The 14,925-nt window shown below is 71.0% G+C and carries 13 protein-coding genes; 4 read left to right on the top strand and 9 right to left on the bottom strand.

Annotation, left to right across the window (positions count from 1 at the left end; translation table 11 throughout):
- Nucleotides 1-213 precede the first annotated feature (213 nt).
- The 4 genes from glcF to MKL09_RS07265 form a co-directional block, all read right to left on the bottom strand.
- The gene (gene glcF, locus MKL09_RS07280) at nucleotides 214-1,542 is read right to left on the bottom strand and encodes a glycolate oxidase subunit GlcF (RefSeq protein WP_244019200.1); all 1,329 of its coding nucleotides are present in this window, start codon (nucleotides 1,540-1,542) and stop codon (nucleotides 214-216) included.
- Between the two features lie 44 nt (nucleotides 1,543-1,586).
- Nucleotides 1,587-2,774 (bottom strand): FAD-binding protein, encoded by a 1,188-nt coding sequence (locus MKL09_RS07275; RefSeq protein ID WP_244019199.1) that lies wholly within the window; start codon nucleotides 2,772-2,774, stop codon nucleotides 1,587-1,589.
- Between the two features lie 123 nt (nucleotides 2,775-2,897).
- Entirely contained in the window at nucleotides 2,898-4,340 is a 1,443-nt protein-coding gene (locus tag MKL09_RS07270) for a lipopolysaccharide biosynthesis protein (protein WP_244019198.1), read from the bottom strand.
- Between the two features lie 110 nt (nucleotides 4,341-4,450).
- Nucleotides 4,451-4,945, bottom strand: coding sequence for a GNAT family N-acetyltransferase (locus MKL09_RS07265; protein ID WP_244019318.1), 495 nt, complete (start codon nucleotides 4,943-4,945; stop codon nucleotides 4,451-4,453).
- Nucleotides 4,946-5,778: 833 nt separating this feature from the next.
- Between MKL09_RS07265 and MKL09_RS07260 the strand changes: the two genes are divergently transcribed.
- Both MKL09_RS07260 and MKL09_RS07255 read left to right on the top strand, forming a co-directional pair.
- Entirely contained in the window at nucleotides 5,779-6,945 is a 1,167-nt protein-coding gene (locus MKL09_RS07260; RefSeq protein WP_244019197.1) for a type III PLP-dependent enzyme, read from the top strand.
- Between the two features lie 128 nt (nucleotides 6,946-7,073).
- On the top strand, nucleotides 7,074-7,625 hold the full coding sequence (locus MKL09_RS07255; protein ID WP_244019195.1) for a GNAT family N-acetyltransferase: 552 nt from the start codon (nucleotides 7,074-7,076) through the stop codon (nucleotides 7,623-7,625).
- 42 nt (nucleotides 7,626-7,667) lie between these two features.
- Here the strand turns inward: MKL09_RS07255 and MKL09_RS07250 are convergent, their stop codons facing one another.
- Nucleotides 7,668-8,237: a PAS domain-containing protein gene (locus MKL09_RS07250; RefSeq protein ID WP_244019194.1), complete on the bottom strand. Its 570-nt coding sequence runs from the start codon at nucleotides 8,235-8,237 to the stop codon at nucleotides 7,668-7,670.
- A gap of 284 nt (nucleotides 8,238-8,521) precedes the next feature.
- Here MKL09_RS07250 and dgcN point away from each other — a divergent pair, with 284 nt between their 5' ends.
- Entirely contained in the window at nucleotides 8,522-9,535 is a 1,014-nt protein-coding gene (gene dgcN, locus MKL09_RS07245) for an N-acetyltransferase DgcN (RefSeq protein WP_244019193.1), read from the top strand.
- Nucleotide 9,536: 1 nt separating this feature from the next.
- On the top strand, nucleotides 9,537-10,520 hold the full coding sequence (dgcA, locus tag MKL09_RS07240; RefSeq protein ID WP_244019192.1) for an N-acetyl-D-Glu racemase DgcA: 984 nt from the start codon (nucleotides 9,537-9,539) through the stop codon (nucleotides 10,518-10,520).
- A 262-nt stretch (nucleotides 10,521-10,782) separates the two neighbouring features.
- Here the strand turns inward: dgcA and MKL09_RS07235 are convergent, their stop codons facing one another.
- The 4 genes from MKL09_RS07235 to MKL09_RS07220 all read right to left on the bottom strand — a co-directional run bounded on the left by MKL09_RS07235 (nucleotide 10,783) and on the right by MKL09_RS07220 (nucleotide 14,684).
- The gene (locus MKL09_RS07235; RefSeq protein WP_244019191.1) at nucleotides 10,783-11,181 is read right to left on the bottom strand and encodes a VOC family protein; all 399 of its coding nucleotides are present in this window, start codon (nucleotides 11,179-11,181) and stop codon (nucleotides 10,783-10,785) included.
- A 410-nt stretch (nucleotides 11,182-11,591) separates the two neighbouring features.
- The gene (locus tag MKL09_RS07230) at nucleotides 11,592-11,930 is read right to left on the bottom strand and encodes a DUF1491 family protein (protein WP_244019190.1); all 339 of its coding nucleotides are present in this window, start codon (nucleotides 11,928-11,930) and stop codon (nucleotides 11,592-11,594) included.
- A gap of 147 nt (nucleotides 11,931-12,077) precedes the next feature.
- Nucleotides 12,078-12,779 carry a peptidoglycan-binding domain-containing protein gene (locus tag MKL09_RS07225; RefSeq protein WP_244019189.1) on the bottom strand — a complete coding sequence of 234 codons (702 nt, stop codon included), beginning with the start codon at nucleotides 12,777-12,779 and terminating at the stop codon, nucleotides 12,078-12,080.
- Between the two features lie 27 nt (nucleotides 12,780-12,806).
- On the bottom strand, nucleotides 12,807-14,684 hold the full coding sequence (locus MKL09_RS07220) for a PAS domain-containing sensor histidine kinase (protein ID WP_244019188.1): 1,878 nt from the start codon (nucleotides 14,682-14,684) through the stop codon (nucleotides 12,807-12,809).
- Nucleotides 14,685-14,925 lie beyond the last annotated feature (241 nt).

Raw genomic sequence — 14,925 nt, 5'->3', positions numbered from 1 at the left:
AGCCGAGGGTGAGGGGGCGGCTCAGGACGAGCCTCATCCGCTCAAGCCCCCTCACCGCCGCTCCGGCTACGCCTGCGCTTCCCGCACGGACGACGGGGTCCGTGCGGGCCTCTCCCCGCGTGCGGGGAGAGGGGAACCCGCGCTTCATCTGGAAGCGCGTGAATCTGATAGCCCGCAGAAGGGAATGGTAGGCGCCCGTATCCGGCCGCAGCCCTATTCCGCCGCCTCCAACCGCGGCGCGACGCCATGGAGCGCCGCCGGCTTCGGGCCGCCGGTGGCCCAGTCGAGCAGCTCCACCGTGTGCACGATCGGGATGCCGGTGCCCTTCCCGATCTGCGTGGCGCAGCCGATATTGCCGGTGGCGATCACGTCGGGGCGGATGCGCTCGATATTGGCGACCTTGCGGGCGCGCAGCTTCGCGGCGAGCTCGGGCTGCAGGATGTTGTAGGTCCCGGCCGAGCCGCAGCAGATATGACCCTCCGGCACGTCCTTCACGGTGAAGCCGGCGCGCTTGAGCAGGGTCTTCGGCTCGGTCCGGATGCCCTGGCCGTGCTGCATCGAGCAGGCCGAGTGGTAGGCCACCACGAGGTCGCTTTCCACGGTCGCGGCCAGCTCAAGCTGGGCCACGTATTCGGTCACGTCCTTCGCGAGACTCGAGACCCGCTGCGCCTTCTCGGCATAGGCCGGGTCGTCGCGGAACAGGAAGCCGTAATCCTTGATCGTCGTGCCGCAGCCCGAGGCGGTGACCAGGATCGCGTCGAGGCCCTTGGCGATCTCCGCGTCCCAGGCGTCGATCGCCTGCTTGGCCAGGGCGTGGGACGAGGCCTCCTTGCCCATGTGGTGGGTCAGCGCCCCGCAGCAGCCTTCCTCGGCATGGACCACCTCGATCCCATGCCGGTTGAGCAGCCGGATCGCCGCCGCGTTGAAATCCGGCCGCAGGACGCTTTGGGCGCAGCCGCGCAGCAGGGCGACGCGCTTGGTCGCGGCCCCGCCTTCCGGCGCGAAGCGGCCGGCCCGGTTGGTCGGCTCGCTGCCGGGCAAGCGGGCCGGGGCGAGGTCGAGCATCGCGGCCAGCCGGTTGCCCACCCGGGGCAGCCGCGCCACGAGCCCGCGGAACGGCGCGCCGAGCTTGGCGGCGATCAGCGCCAGCCGGAACCGGTTGGGATAGGGCAGGACCTGCGCCAGCAGGGCGCGCAGGAGCCGGTCACCCGCGGGGCGCGTAAAAGTCGTCTCGATATGCGCCCGGGCGTGGTCGACGAGGTGCATGTAATGCACCCCCGACGGGCAGGTGGTCATGCAGGACAGGCAGGAGAGGCAGCGGTCGATGTGCTTGACCACCTCCTGCGAGGCCGGCTTGCCGCCCTCCAGCATGTCCTTGATCAGGTAGATCCGCCCGCGCGGGGAATCGAGCTCGTCGCCGAGCAGCAGGTAGGTTGGGCAGGTCGCGGTGCAGAAGCCGCAATGCACGCAGGTCCGCAGGATTTTTTCGGATGCCGCCATGGCGGGATCGGCGAGCTGGGCGAGGTTGAAATTGGTCTGCACGATGCCTTCCTGCTGCTCTCCTCTCCGGGCGGGGAGGGACCGATCTACACCCCCGCGTACATCCGGCCCGGGTTCAGCACCCCGGCGGGATCGTGCGCCGTCTTGATCCCGGCGGTGATCCGCATCAGCGGTTCCGCCAGGGGCTGGAACACCGGCACCGCCGCCCGCACGGGATCGGGGGCGCGCACCAGCGTCGCGTGGCCGCCCTGGTCCCGCAGGGCGGCGCGCACGATGGCGGCCCCAGCATCCCCCGCGGACTCGGTGGCGAGCCAGATCAGGCCGCCGCCCCAATCGTAGAACCAGCGGGCCTCGCGCTGGGCCGCGATCGCCGCCACCAGGGCCGGCCCGTGGGTGGGGGCGGTCGAGATCCGCCAGAGGGCCGGGTCGCGGGGCTCGGCCAGGGGGGCGGCATCGCGCACCGCCTGCCATAGGGCGGTGCCGGCCTCGCCCTCGAGAACCTCGGGCGTTCCGAAGCGCTTGAGCAGGCGGCGCAACTCGCCGGTGCGGTAGTCGATCGAGTCCGAAAACCCTTCGAGCCGCATCAGCGTCCGGGCCTCGGGGGCATCGATCCCCGCGGGCAGATGCGCCGCGCCGGTGAGCTCGAAGGGCGAGCCGAGGGCCGCCGCCAGGGCCGCGATGGCGCGGGCGTCGTCGAGGCCGGAGAACACCAGGGTGGCGACCCGCTCGCAGGCCGGCAGCACCTTGAAGGTAACCTCGGTCAGCAGCCCGAGGGTGCCGTGGGCGCCGGCCATCAGCTTCACCAGGTCGAGACCGGTGACGTTCTTCATCACCCGGCCGCCCGACTTGATCGCCTCGCCGCGCCCGTTGACGAAGCGCACGCCGATCAGGCTGTCCCGGGCCGCCCCGGCATTGATCCGGCGGGGGCCGGCATTGTTGGTCGCCGCCACGGCGCCGAGCGTCGGCTCGCCTTCGGTGCCGTAGACCTTGCGAAAATCCATCGGCTCGAACGGCAGCATCTGGCCCCGGGAGGCGAGCAACGCCTCGACCTCGGCGAGCGGCGTGCCGGCGCGCGCCGCCACCACCATCTCGGCGGGCTCGTAGAGCGTCACGCCGGTGAGCTTATGAGCGGAGAGCGTCGCATTGTCCTGCGCGGGCCGCCCGAGCCCCGACGCGGTGCCGCCGCCGGCCAGACGCAGGCGTTCGCCGCGCCCGGCTGCTGCCCGCACGATCTCCTCGGCCTCCGCCTCGGTGCCGGGCTCGTAGCCGCCCATCGTCTCCGCCCCGGTTCTTTTTGGACTTGTTCCAGAACCGGTTTCGCCGGAACCGGCGGCGGATTCAAGCGGAGGCGGCGTCGCGGGGTTGCAGGTCCGCGAAAGTTGAAAAGCCGGAGGCGGCTACTCCGCCGCGATGGTCCGGTTCGGGCGCAGGCGCGCGGCGACCTGCCGGCGCAGGCCGGCGATGTCGAAGATCCAGACCAGCGCCCCGTAGAGCGCCGCCCCGGCCGGGACCAGCACCGCCAGGGCGGCGGCGGGCGGCAGGTGCCGGAACGGCGCCAGCGCGAGGCCCATCGCCCCGCCGGCGAGGGTCGCGGCGCCGATCTGGCCCCAGGGCAGCAGGATCCGCTCGGGGCCGGTCAGCGCCCGCCAGCCGAGCCAGAGCGCGGCGGCGGCGAGACCCAGGGTCTGGGCCAGGGCGACGCCCATCCCGCCCATCAGCTCGGGCAGGAGCAGCAGGCCGGCGCCGTTGACCGCGAGCCCGACCAGCGCGGCGGCGATCACCGGAAAGGTCCGGCGGCGGATCTGGAAGACCGGGTTGAGGGCGTAGAACATCATCGACAGGCAGAACAGGCCGGGCATCAGCGCGACGCTGTAGCTCTCGAACGGGCCGCGATAGGCCTCGGGCACGACCAGCCCCTGGAGCGCCGGCAGGACCGCCCAGAAACCGACCGCGCAGGGCGCCAGCAGGGCGAACACCGTGCCTGCATTCTCGGCGACCTGCGCCTCGGCGGCCGCGCGGCCGAGCTGCTCCTCGGCCTGGACGGCGAACTGGAACAGCAGCAGGTCCAGCGCGGTGCCGAGCGTCATCAGCGAGCGCGAGGTGACGTCGGCGGCCAGCGCAAAATAGCCGGCCTCGGCGAAACCGGCATGGCCGGCGATCGCGCCCCGGTTCACGAAGGCGAGGCACTGGTAGGCAGTGTTGGCCGCGATCAGCGGCAGGCCGTAGCGGGCGAAGATGCCCCAGGTCGGGCCGAGGCGCGGCCGCTCGAACGGCATCCTGGGATCGCGCAGCGGGTGGCGCAGCAGGAAGACCGCGGCGAGCTGGCTGAGCCCCGCCGCCGCCAGCACCCAGGCCGGCTGCGGCAGCCACCACGCGGCCGCGGCCATCAGCACGAAGGCCAGGACGTTCTTGACCGCCACGAGCCCGAGATAGAGTTTTCCGTCGAACCGGGCCCGGGCCAGGGCCGCGTGGTAATCGAACACCCCGATGCCGAGGGCGGCGAGCCCCGTGCCGCACAGGACCGCCTCGCGTCCGGCCGCCCCGCCGCCGAAGCCGAACGCCCCGCAGAGAGAAGCCGCGGCGAGCAGCAACAGGCCGATGCGCAGATAGGCCCGGTCGAGCCCGTGGCGGATCCAGGGCTCGTCCACGCGCACGCGTCCTGAATAGAACCGCGTCGCCGAGAGCCGCAGCCACTCGAACAGCACCGTGTTCAGCACGATCGCCCCGGTGGTCGCCAGCGCGAACCGGCCGAAATCGGCCGGCCCGAGCAACTGGGCGATCAGCAGTCCGAGGACGAAGTTCAGCCCCGCATTGATCACGAAGGCGGCGATCACGGCCATGGACGGCGCCTCATGCGCGGCGAGGTTTTTTCGGGCTGCCCCAGGGATGTAGGCAGGGACCCGTAAGACTCTCCTAACAGGGCGGGAACAGGGCGAGGGCCGAAGAGCCCCTACAACCCGCGCTCGTAGCGCCAGGCCTCCATCCCGTCCTCATAATAGGCGGGCTGCACGGCGAAGCGGGTGTAGCCCCGGCGCTCGTACAGGCGGATGCCGGCCCCGTTATCGGCGCGGACTTCGAGGCGCAGGCGGTCGCAGCCATGGGCGCGGGCCTGGGCCTCCGCGGCGTCGAGGAGCTTGCCGCCGAGCCCGAGGCCGCCGCGGTTGGGCGCCACCGCGATCGAGGCGAGGCGGGCGATCCGGCTGCCGCGGCGGCGCTCCAGCACAGCCGCGCCGACGAGCACCGGCTCCCGGTCCCCGTCCGGCCCCGCGATCAGGGCTGCCAGCACATCCATGCTGGGGGACAGGATCGCGTGGCGGATCGCCCGGCGCTCGGCCCGGTCGGTGGCGAAGGCGGCGTGCTCCAGGGCGACCAGGGCGTCGAGATCGGCGAGGCCGGCCGTGCGGATCACCGGCTCCGGAAGCCCGTCTGCGCGCGGGTCGCGCACGGGCACGCCGACGGGGGCGTTCACGGGGGCGCTCACGCCCGGGCCGTCGCGCCGGCGCCCAGGCCGGTTCGGCGCAGGCGGTCATATAAAGACAAGGACCCGGGCGCGATGGCGACGCGATCGGGCTCGGCTCTCGATCTGTTCGGCCCGGCCATCGCACGCTCGTCTAAAGGACATCGCTCCGGCGGTCAGATGCCCGCTTCCGGTCCGCTTGGGAAGCCCGTGCGAGCCTGCCGCGCGATCGGAATGCGTCGTTTATGCAACGGCCGGGAGGCAGGGACGATCGCGTGGGGAAATGCGGGTCGATCGGCCCCCGATCCCCTTGTTGTCGGGGGCCGTTCTGCGTATATGCGCCCTGCCCAATTTCGCACGTGCCTGTGGCCGCGTGCCGGTTGGTGGGCATCCGGTCAACTGCCGGACAGCCGCCAGGGGTCTTAAAGGATCGATGGTCGCAAGGGTGGATCCCTACGGCCGGCATCCAGGTGGCAACACCGGACCCCGACAACAACCGGCAGCCGGAGGCGAAACCGGCGAACCCCGCTCTCCACGGGGGACGCAGCTTAAAGCAACGACGAACGGGCTTTTTTGGTCTCGTCGGCCCTCCAAAGGCCGGCACCGAAGAGGCTTGTTTCTCTTTGCCCGGCGTGCGGTGGGGTCCTCCCTTCCAATCCACGGCAGCTTCCGGGTGCTCTGCGCCCGCATGGATCGACGCGTCTCCAAAGCGCGTGGGTCCGCGCGACGCATCGCCCCCTGACGCCGGCGGCCCGTTGGGCCGTCACATCGACAGCGCGCCCGCAGGACGGGCGCTCGCGAACCCGTGCCGGGAGACGACCATGACCGATCGCATCCGTGATTTCCTGCGCGTGCGCCGTGACCTCGGTCAGGACGAGGGACCCGTGATGGTCCTCGACCTCGACGTCGTGCGCGACAACTACACCGCCTTCGCGCGCTCCCTGCCGGACACCCGCGTGTTCTACGCAGTGAAGGCCAACCCGGCCCCCGAGGTGCTGCGCCTGCTCGCCGAGATGGGCTCCTGCTTCGACACCGCCTCGGTGGCCGAGATGGAGATGGCGTTGGCCGCCGGCGCGACCCCGGACCGGATCTCCTTCGGCAACACCATCAAGAAGGAGCGCTGCATCCGCCGCGCGCTGAAGCTCGGCATCCGCCTGTTCGCGGTGGATTGCCAGGCCGAGGTCGACAAGATCGCCCGGGCCGCCGAGGCCGTGGAGATCGCGGCCTCCGATGTGCGGGTGTTCTGCCGCATCCTGTGCGACGGCGCCGGTGCCGACTGGCCGCTGTCGCGCAAGTTCGGCTGCGTGCCCGAGATGGCCACCGACGTGCTCGAGCATGCCCACCGGCAGGGGCTCGAGGCCTACGGCATCTCGTTCCATGTCGGATCGCAGCAGGGCAACACCGAGGCCTGGGACGGGGCGCTGGGTTCCGCGGCGGCGATCTTCCGTGAATGCGCCGAGCGCGGCATCTTCCTGTCGATGGTCAACCTCGGCGGCGGCTTCCCGACCAAGTACCTCAAGGCGGTGCCGGGCGTGGAGAGCTACGGCGAGGCGATCTTCCGCGGCCTGACCAAGCATTTCGGCAACCGGATCCCGGAGACGATCATCGAGCCGGGCCGCGGCATGGTCGGCAATGCCGGCCTGATCGAGGCCGAGGTCGTGCTGGTGTCGAAGAAGTCCGCTGATGCCGACGAGGTGCGCTGGGTCTATCTCGACATCGGCAAGTTCGGCGGCCTGGCCGAGACCATGGACGAGTCGATCCGCTACCCGATCCGCACCACCCGCGACGGGGACCGGACCGAGCCCTGCGTCATCGCCGGGCCGACCTGCGACTCGGTGGACGTGCTCTACGAGCGGCAGCTCTACCCGCTGCCGGTCTCGCTCTCGATCGGCGACAAGGTCCTGATCGAGGGCACGGGCGCCTACACCACGACCTACGCGGCGGTGGCCTTCAACGGCTTCCCGCCCCTTCAGCAGATCGTCATCTGATTCTTTTCGGACTGTTCCGGCGGCCCCTGGCCGCCGGGCATCGATCCCCAAACGTGCAGGGATGGGGCGCCCTCGGCCCGCCATCCAAGAACGCTTCTCCCGCTTGTCGGCCCGGGGAGGGCACCGCCATGATCGAGATCCGCGCGGAGCGCATCCAGGACGTCCCGGCGCGCGAGCGCCTGCTCAACGCGTGCTTTGCCGGCAACCGACGCGCCAAGACGTCGGAGCGCCTGCGCGAGGGGCGTCTGCCCGCGCGCGGCCTCGCCTTCGCGGCGACCCGGCGCGGCCGCCTCGTCGGCACATTGCGGCTGTGGCACGTCGAGGCCGGGCTCGCCCGCCCGGCGCTGCTGCTGGGACCGCTCGCGGTCGATCCGGAGATCCAGGGCCAGGGGCTCGGCTCGGTGATGATGCAGGCCGCCCTCGGGCGGGCCGAGTCGCTGGGCCACGGCGCCGTGCTGCTGGTCGGCGATGCGCCGTACTACGTCCGGTTCGGCTTCGATCCTGTGCTGGCGGAGGGTCTCACTTTGCCGGGCCCGTTCGAGCGCGCCCGTTTCCTCGGCCTGGAGCTGCGCCCGGGGGCACTCTGGGGTGCCGAGGGGATGGTCCGGGCCACCGGCGTCCTCGCTCCGATCGAGACCGTGTCGGACGAGGCCGCGGTCGCGCGACGACGCGCCGCCTGATCCGTCACGTCAGGACCGGTCCCGGTAAGCGCGGGGCCGGTCTCAGTGAAGCGTCTCGCCGTTCTCGATCGTCGCCGGGGCAGGCGTGACCGCCATCTTCTGAGCGATCTCCTGGCCAACCCGGAACAGGGCCTCGCGCAGGGGCGCCAGCGCCGACTTGCCGCCATCCACCTCGATCAGGCCGTGCGCGATCAGCAGATGGTCGGCGACGAGGTCGAGGGTCGAGACCGGGGCCGTCGAAGAGCGCGGCGGCGGCGGCACGAAGCGGCCGAGGCCGCCCTGCGCCTCGGTCTCGCTCCCGCCGGGGGCCAGTTCGGTGATCGAGCCGAGAAAGCCCAGGAAGGTGTGATTCGGAGGCCCGTAGGACGGCACCGCGCCGGCCGCCGCCCAGATGGAGCCACCCCCGTCGCGGGCCAGGCGAAACCGCACGACGAACTCCGCCTGGGCCTGCGCCGCCTCCTTGATGACCGCCCGCAGCACCGCGCCGTCCTCGGTGTTGAGCCGCTCGAACCAGCCCTGCCCGACGGCCTTGCGGCTGTCCTGCCCGGTGAGGCCGTGCCATTCGGAGCTGACATAGGTCAGGGCACCGGCGGCGTCGGTCATGAAGATCATCGGAGGGCCTCCGGTTGCGGACGGCAGCTCGATCGGCACAAGTCGCGAATCGGGAGCACCGGGTGCATCGGCAATCACGCTCGGAGGCGGCTCGTTCCGGGTCTTGCAGGCTGCGAGTGAGAATGCCGCGGATAAATCCGTCGCCGCAGCAACCCGGTGCCGCATGCCGGCGATGCGCCCGGCGGAGGCGGCGTCCACCGTCCTGGCCGCCATCGTGCATTGCGCCTAGCGGCCGCGATCCCGCATAGACGGAGCGCCGGCTTCCCCAGAAGGCTTTTCGACCGATGCAGATCGCTACGCCCTATCTGATGTTCCTGGGCGACGTGCCCGACACGCTGGCGGCCAAGACCGCCTACGGCATCAAGGACTGGCGCCCGGACTGGTGCGTCGGCCAGATGCGGTTGCCCGGTTGCGCCGCCGATCTCGGCATCCCCGACATGACCCTGCCCGAGGCCCTGGCCAAGGGCTGCCGGACCCTGGTGATCGGAGTCGTCAACGCCGGCGGCGTCCTGCCGGACCATTGGGTGAAGGAGATCGTGGGGGCGATCGAGGCCGGGCTCGACGTGGCGAGCGGCCTGCACGTCAAGCTCGGCGCGGTCCCGGCCATCGCCGAGGCCGCCGCCCGGCGCGGCCGCCAGCTCCACGACGTTCGCCACACCGACGAGCGCTTCCCCACCGGCAAGGGCACCAAGCGCGCGGGCCGGCGCCTGCTCACCGTCGGCACCGACTGCTCGGTCGGCAAGAAGTACACCGTGCTGGCCCTGGAGCGCGGCATGCGCGAGCGCGGCCTCGACGCCGATTTCTGCGCCACCGGCCAGACCGGCGTGTTCATCTCGGGCAAGGGCGTCGCCATCGACGCCGTGGTGGCCGACTTCATCTCCGGCGCGGTCGAGTCGATCTCGCCCGAGGCCGCGCCGAATCACTGGGACCTGATCGAGGGCCAGGGCTCGCTGTTCCACCCGTCCTTCGCGGGCGTCAGCCTCGGCCTGCTGCACGGCGCCCAGGCCGACGCCTTCGTGGTCTGCCACGAGCCCACCCGCAGCACCATGCGCGGCGTGAAGCACCCGCTCCCGACCCTCCAGCAGGTGATCGACCTCACGGTGCAGCTCGGCAGCCTGACCAACCCGGCGATCCGCCCGGTGGGCATCTCCGTGAACACACAGGCGCTCGGCGAGAGCGAGGCGAAGACGCTTCTCGAAAAGCTCGCCGCGGAGCACGGCCTGCCCGCCACCGACCCGGTGCGCTTCGGCGTCGCCGGGCTGGTCGACCGGATCGTTTCCGACTTCCCGGAGGTCTGACATGGCCCGCCGCCTGACCCTTTCGGTGGAGCGCTTCCCGATCGCTGGGGCGTTCACGATCTCCCGCGGCAGCCGCACCGAGATCGCCTTGGTGGTGGCGACCATCACGGACGCGAATGGGGTCGGACGCGGCGAATGCGTGCCCTATCCGCGCTACGGCGAGAGCGTCGAGAGCGTCGTCGCCCTGATCGAGGCGCAGGCGGATGCGATCGGCGCCGGGATCGGGCGGGACGAACTCACGGCGCGGATGAAGGCCGGCGCGGCCCGCAACGCCCTGGATTGCGCCCTGTTCGACCTCGATGCCAAGCTTCAGGGCCGCCGCGCCTGGGAGATTGCCGGCCTGCCCGCGCCGCAGCCGGCGGTGACCGCCTACACGCTCAGCCTCGGCACCCCGGAGAGCATGGGCGAGGCCGCCCGCACGGCGGCCCACCGGCCGCTGCTCAAGGTCAAGCTCGGCGGGGAAGGCGACCCCGAGCGCATCGCCGCCGTGCGGGCCGGCGCGCCCGGTTCCCGGCTGATCGTCGACGCCAACGAGGCGTGGCGGCCCGAGACGCTGGAAGCCAACCTCGCAGCCTGCCTGGAGGCCGGCGTCGCGCTGATCGAGCAGCCGCTTCCGGCCGATGCCGACGCCCTGCTCGCCGAGATCTCGCACCCGGTCCCGGTCTGCGCCGACGAGAGCCTGCACGACCGCGCCGGCCTCGACGCGCTCGCCGGTCGCTACGACGCGATCAACATCAAGCTCGACAAGACCGGCGGCCTCACCGAGGCGGTGCTGCTGGCTCGTGAGGCCCGGGCGCGCGGCCTGTCCGTGATGGTCGGTTGCATGCTCGGCACCTCGCTCGGCATGGCGCCCGCCACGCTGTTGGCGTCCCAGGCCGATTTCGTCGACCTCGACGGCCCGCTGCTGCTCGCCCGCGACCGCGACCCGCCGCTGCGATACGATGGCAGCATCGTGCACCCGCCGGAGGCGGATCTGTGGGGGTAGGCGGAACGACCTGAACGCTCGCTGCCGAAGGGAATTTCGGTTCGGTGAAAGTGAGCAGGTTCAATCGAGGACTGAGGGGCGAGCTCGATTGCGACGCGATCGGGAGCGGCTCTCGTGGTCCAGATCGAGCGCTTGGGACCCATCCGTAAGGTCCGCGACGGGTGGGTCTGCGACGGTCCGCTTCCGCCGCGCGATAACGGCAGAAGCGGACGTTCGACGAAACACGCGTACGGGGCGGCATACACCGTTCGCAGTGGATTCGTCAGGCCGCCGTGGGATCAGCGTTCCTGAGCTGGGTCTGGGTAGCGACCTCGACGAAATAGCCGCCCTTAGCCTTGAAGTAGAACGTCCAGGCGCCGTGGTAATCGCGAGGCTCTGGCACGTCCCAGCCGTCGACCTTCAGGCGCGCGTTCAGCGCATCGACCTGATCCCGACTGTCTTGGATGAAACCGATGTGATGGACATCACTATCCTCGGGGTAGGCGAAGTTGCCCCGCTTTTTCGCGAAGTCATTCAGGACCAGCAGCATGCCGTCGTCGTCGTGCATGACCGCAAGTGCCTTCCCACGCATCACCGACGTGCGCAGCCCGAAATAGGTCTCGAACATCGCTACGTCAGCAGGGACGTCGATGCTCGTCAGATTGATGTGGTTGAGCTTCATCGGACAGACCTTTCCTGTTCATCGGAAAGGACGCGCTGGTAGTCGGCCGCTGATGGCGGCCGCCATGTACGAGCGCTAAGCCACCCGGACTACCGACCGGGCTGTGACTTCTACACGTCCATGGCTGAGGTAAGCAGCGCGCGGTTGCCTGTCAACGACCACGCCCGTCCGGCGGTCTGGAACGATCGTGCTCGTCCGTTCCAGAGGGGCACGCAAAGCGGCTCGGGCAACCGACATCGGTCGCAAGCAGCCTCTCGCGACCGGCACCAAGGGTTGGATTTCGACCACCAGATCGGTTTGAATCGCGTGATTGCGAGTTCGCCTCGGCTTCAGCGGACCATATTGGCCAGATCAAGACGGGTGCACCTCGGATCCGTGTCGATGATATCGCTGATCGGCGAGCTGAAAAACTACTCTGCAAGCTCCAGAAAATGCCGCCCCTGCCGGTCGTCGATCTCGATGATCCAGAGATCGGAATCGAACCGGATTTCCTTCGTCAGCCGCTCCTCGACATCGAGTGGCGTGCCACCCGTGACCAGCGCGGTGAAGCGGCGATCGCCGCTGTCCTCGGCCTCGAACAGGGCCTGGGGGGCGGGGCCGTAGAGGTCGGCGGTGCCGTCGAGGCGGTCGACCTTCACGAAGATCGCCCCGGCCTCCGGAGAGCCGCGCCGTCGCTGCACCGCCGGGATGCCCTCGACCCCGAGGCGGCGCAGATGGGCGGAAACCCAGAAATCGGAGCGCAGGCGCATGCGTGTCGGGCCTCCCGGAAGCGGGACGCTGCCGGTCTCGATCGCCTACAGCATCGTGCCGGATATCGGAACCGGTACGATGCTGTAGGTCCCTGATGCCGCATCATCTTTTTCCGAAAGCCGGCGGCCGCCTTTCGGGATGATGCTCTAACCCTGGCCGGCGCGGGACACCAACGCGCGCAGGGTCCGGCCGGCGGCCTCGCCGGTCACCGGCAGCTTGGCACCGCGCTCGAATTTTTCGATCGCCGCCCGTGTGCCTGGCCCCATGGCGCCGTCGGGCTTGACCGGATAGCCGAGCTTCGACAGCGCCTTCTGCGCCTTGAGCACCGGATCCGCGTTCGTCTCGGGCTTCGCCGTCTTCGACGTGTCCTTGGAGGCTTCTTTCGGCGCCGGCTTGGCGGCGGTCCGGGCCGGCATGGCCCGGGGCGTCACCGAGGCCGTGGTCTCGTCGGAGCGGATCAGCTCGGCGATCGGGTCCCGGGATGCCTGCTTGGCGGGGGCGGCGGCCCGCTCGGGCGCTGCCGGCTCCTTGACGACATCCCGGATCGCCTCCTTCGGGGCCGCCTCGCGCGGGGCGGGGGCCTTCTGCGCCGCGACCTTGGGCAGGATCGGCGCCGGATGGCGGCCGGACTGGTGCCCCAGCGCGTTGAAGCAGATGAAGCCCGCCGCGCCCACGGCCACGACGCTGCTTAGCACCGTGCCGGGGCTGTTCCGGCACGACGCACCCGTGGCCTTCATCGCCCCCACGAGGACGCCGCGCCAATCGCTCGGGGCGGCGGCGCGGCGTGGCGTCGGACGACGGGCGGAGCGTGCCTCGCCCGGGACGGTGATCTCGCGGTAGCCTGACATCGTGTCTCCTTCTCGCGGATCGATGGCTCAGCCGGCGCGGCGCAGGGCCGGCTCCGGGGCGGTGCCGGGTTCCGCGTCGAACAGGCCGAGCGGCAGGCGCACCACCGACCGGCGCGGGGGGGGCGCACCACGCACGGCGGTGCGGATCGGGGCGGGGCCGGCGGCGGCCGCCGGATCCCGGCAGACGAAGGGCAGCGTCACGGTCACGGCCGTCCCGGCCTGGGGGGCGCTCTCGATCAGCATGGCGCCGCCATGCAGGCCGACGAGGCCCTGCACCACCGAGAGGCCGAGACCGGTCCCCTCGTGCTGGCGCTTGTAGCCGCCGCTCCCGGCCTGGAAGAACGGCGTGCCGAGCTTCGGCAGGTCGCCCTCGCCGACGCCGACGCCGGTATCGGCGACGACGATGTCCAGCCCGTCCGGGCCCGGACGCAGGGACAGGTCGACCCGGCCGCCCCGCGGGGTGAACTTCACGGCGTTCGAGATCAGGTTGATCAAGACCTGACGGCACGCGCTCGGATCGGCCGTGATCTCGATCGGGCCCGGCACGGCGGCCGTCAGGGTGATCCCGGCCGTCTCCGCCTTGAGGCGCATCAGGTCGCAGCAGGACCGGACCAGGGCAGCGGCGTCGAAGGTCTCCGGCGCGTAGTCGAAATTGCCGCTCTGGATCCGGCTCATGTCGAGCAGGGTGTTGACGACGCCGAGCAGGTGGTGGCCGGACGAGCCGATGATCCCGGCATAGTCCCGGGCCTGGTCCGGGCTGAGGCTGATCGCGCCTTCTCCGGCCAGCACCTCGGAGAAGCCGATGATCGCGTTGAGCGGCGTGCGCAGCTCGTGGGTGACGTTGGCCAGGAACCGTCCCTTGATCGCGTCGGCCCGTTCGGCTTCGGCGCGGGCGCGTTCCAGCTCCTCCGCGTGGCGGTGATGCTCGGTCATGTCGCGGGTCACCGCCACGACGGTCATGGCACTGTCGTGCGGGCCGTGCGCGATCCGGTGGGCGCGCATCTCGGCATGGATCAGGGTGGCGCCATCCAGGCGGCCGGCTGCGGGCTCGACATGCAGCCGCAGCGGCAGGGTGGCGGGCTGTCCGGTCGCCGCGACATCGCTCACCGCCTTGAGGAAGGCCGGCCGGTCGGCGACGTGGACCCGCTCCAGCAGGCCGTGGCCGCGCAGCCGCGCCGCATCGCTGCCGACCAGGCGGCTCGCCGAGACCGAGGCCTCCAGCACGCGGCCGTTGCGGTCGTGCCAGGTGACGAGGTCGTCGATGGCCGAGAGCAGCAGGCGGTCACGGGCCTCGTTGTCGCGGAGCCGTTCCCGCCAGGCGCCCTCGTTGCGCATGTGCTCCAGGGCCTGGGCGGCGACGTGGCCGATCGCCGTGATCGCGAAGACCGGCAGGGCGACGCTGGCGGAGATGTCCATCACCGGGACGGTGCCGGCCCAGGTGCCGAGGGAGACGACGCCCAGGACGCCGAGCACGGCAAGGAAGGCGGCGGCAGCCGTGGCGCGCATCGAGCCGGAGACCAGGGCTTCCAGGGGGATCGCCACCAGCCAGACCGCGGCCGGGGAGGCGGCACCGCCGGTGAGGCCCGCGAGGCAGACCACCAGTCCGGTCAGGCCCGCCGACGAGACCGCGTGCGCCACCCAGAGGGATCCGGTGCGGGCGAGCAGCACCGCGGCCAGCACCGGCAGCAGCAGGCTGGCGATCGCCAGCACCTCGATGCCCGACGGGACGCCGCGCCAGACCAGATAGGGCGGCAGCGCCGCCATCATCACCACGCCGGTGGCCAGCCGCGACACCAGGAAGCGCTCGTGCCGGAACCGGACGCTCGCGTCGTCCGCCACGGATTCGTGGACGAGACCCGCGAGGCGGTCGTCGAGCAGAGAAGTCAGGGCTTTTTTAATAGGCAAGGCTCACACGCGCCGCGGTGAATGCCAATCGACATTTCCCGCGCCTCCGGCTCGACTTCAAAACGACTACCGGACAGTCGCAGGGGCGGCTTAAACGAGTGTTGCGGGACTTGGCCGAATGCGCGGGATGCTTTCCGTAAGGTAACCAGCCACCCCGGAACGCGCTTCGTTCACCATGGCGCGCGAAAACCCGACGCGGTTGAGGCGGAGTTCACGAAACCCGGCGAATCTTCGCGGTCGA

Source organism: Methylobacterium sp. J-048 (assembly GCF_022829515.1).
Taxonomy (GTDB): Bacteria; Pseudomonadota; Alphaproteobacteria; order Rhizobiales; family Beijerinckiaceae; genus Methylobacterium.
This window is presented reverse-complemented; position numbering and strand designations above follow the sequence as displayed.

What these genes read in the sequence shown, in the direction of transcription:
- MKL09_RS07275 (WP_244019199.1), bottom strand. Translation starts at nt 2,774, where the DNA reads ATGGGCGGCTACGAGCCCGGCACCGAGGCGGAGGCCGAGGAGATCGTG.
- MKL09_RS07270 (WP_244019198.1), bottom strand. Translation starts at nt 4,340, where the DNA reads ATGGCCGTGATCGCCGCCTTCGTGATCAATGCGGGGCTGAACTTCGTC.
- MKL09_RS07260 (WP_244019197.1), top strand. Translation starts at nt 5,779, where the DNA reads ATGACCGATCGCATCCGTGATTTCCTGCGCGTGCGCCGTGACCTCGGT.
- MKL09_RS07255 (WP_244019195.1), top strand. Translation starts at nt 7,074, where the DNA reads ATGATCGAGATCCGCGCGGAGCGCATCCAGGACGTCCCGGCGCGCGAG.
- MKL09_RS07250 (WP_244019194.1), bottom strand. Translation starts at nt 8,237, where the DNA reads ATGATCTTCATGACCGACGCCGCCGGTGCCCTGACCTATGTCAGCTCC.
- dgcN (WP_244019193.1), top strand. Translation starts at nt 8,522, where the DNA reads ATGCAGATCGCTACGCCCTATCTGATGTTCCTGGGCGACGTGCCCGAC.
- dgcA (WP_244019192.1), top strand. Translation starts at nt 9,537, where the DNA reads ATGGCCCGCCGCCTGACCCTTTCGGTGGAGCGCTTCCCGATCGCTGGG.
- MKL09_RS07235 (WP_244019191.1), bottom strand. Translation starts at nt 11,181, where the DNA reads ATGAAGCTCAACCACATCAATCTGACGAGCATCGACGTCCCTGCTGAC.
- MKL09_RS07230 (WP_244019190.1), bottom strand. Translation starts at nt 11,930, where the DNA reads ATGCGCCTGCGCTCCGATTTCTGGGTTTCCGCCCATCTGCGCCGCCTC.
- MKL09_RS07225 (WP_244019189.1), bottom strand. Translation starts at nt 12,779, where the DNA reads ATGTCAGGCTACCGCGAGATCACCGTCCCGGGCGAGGCACGCTCCGCC.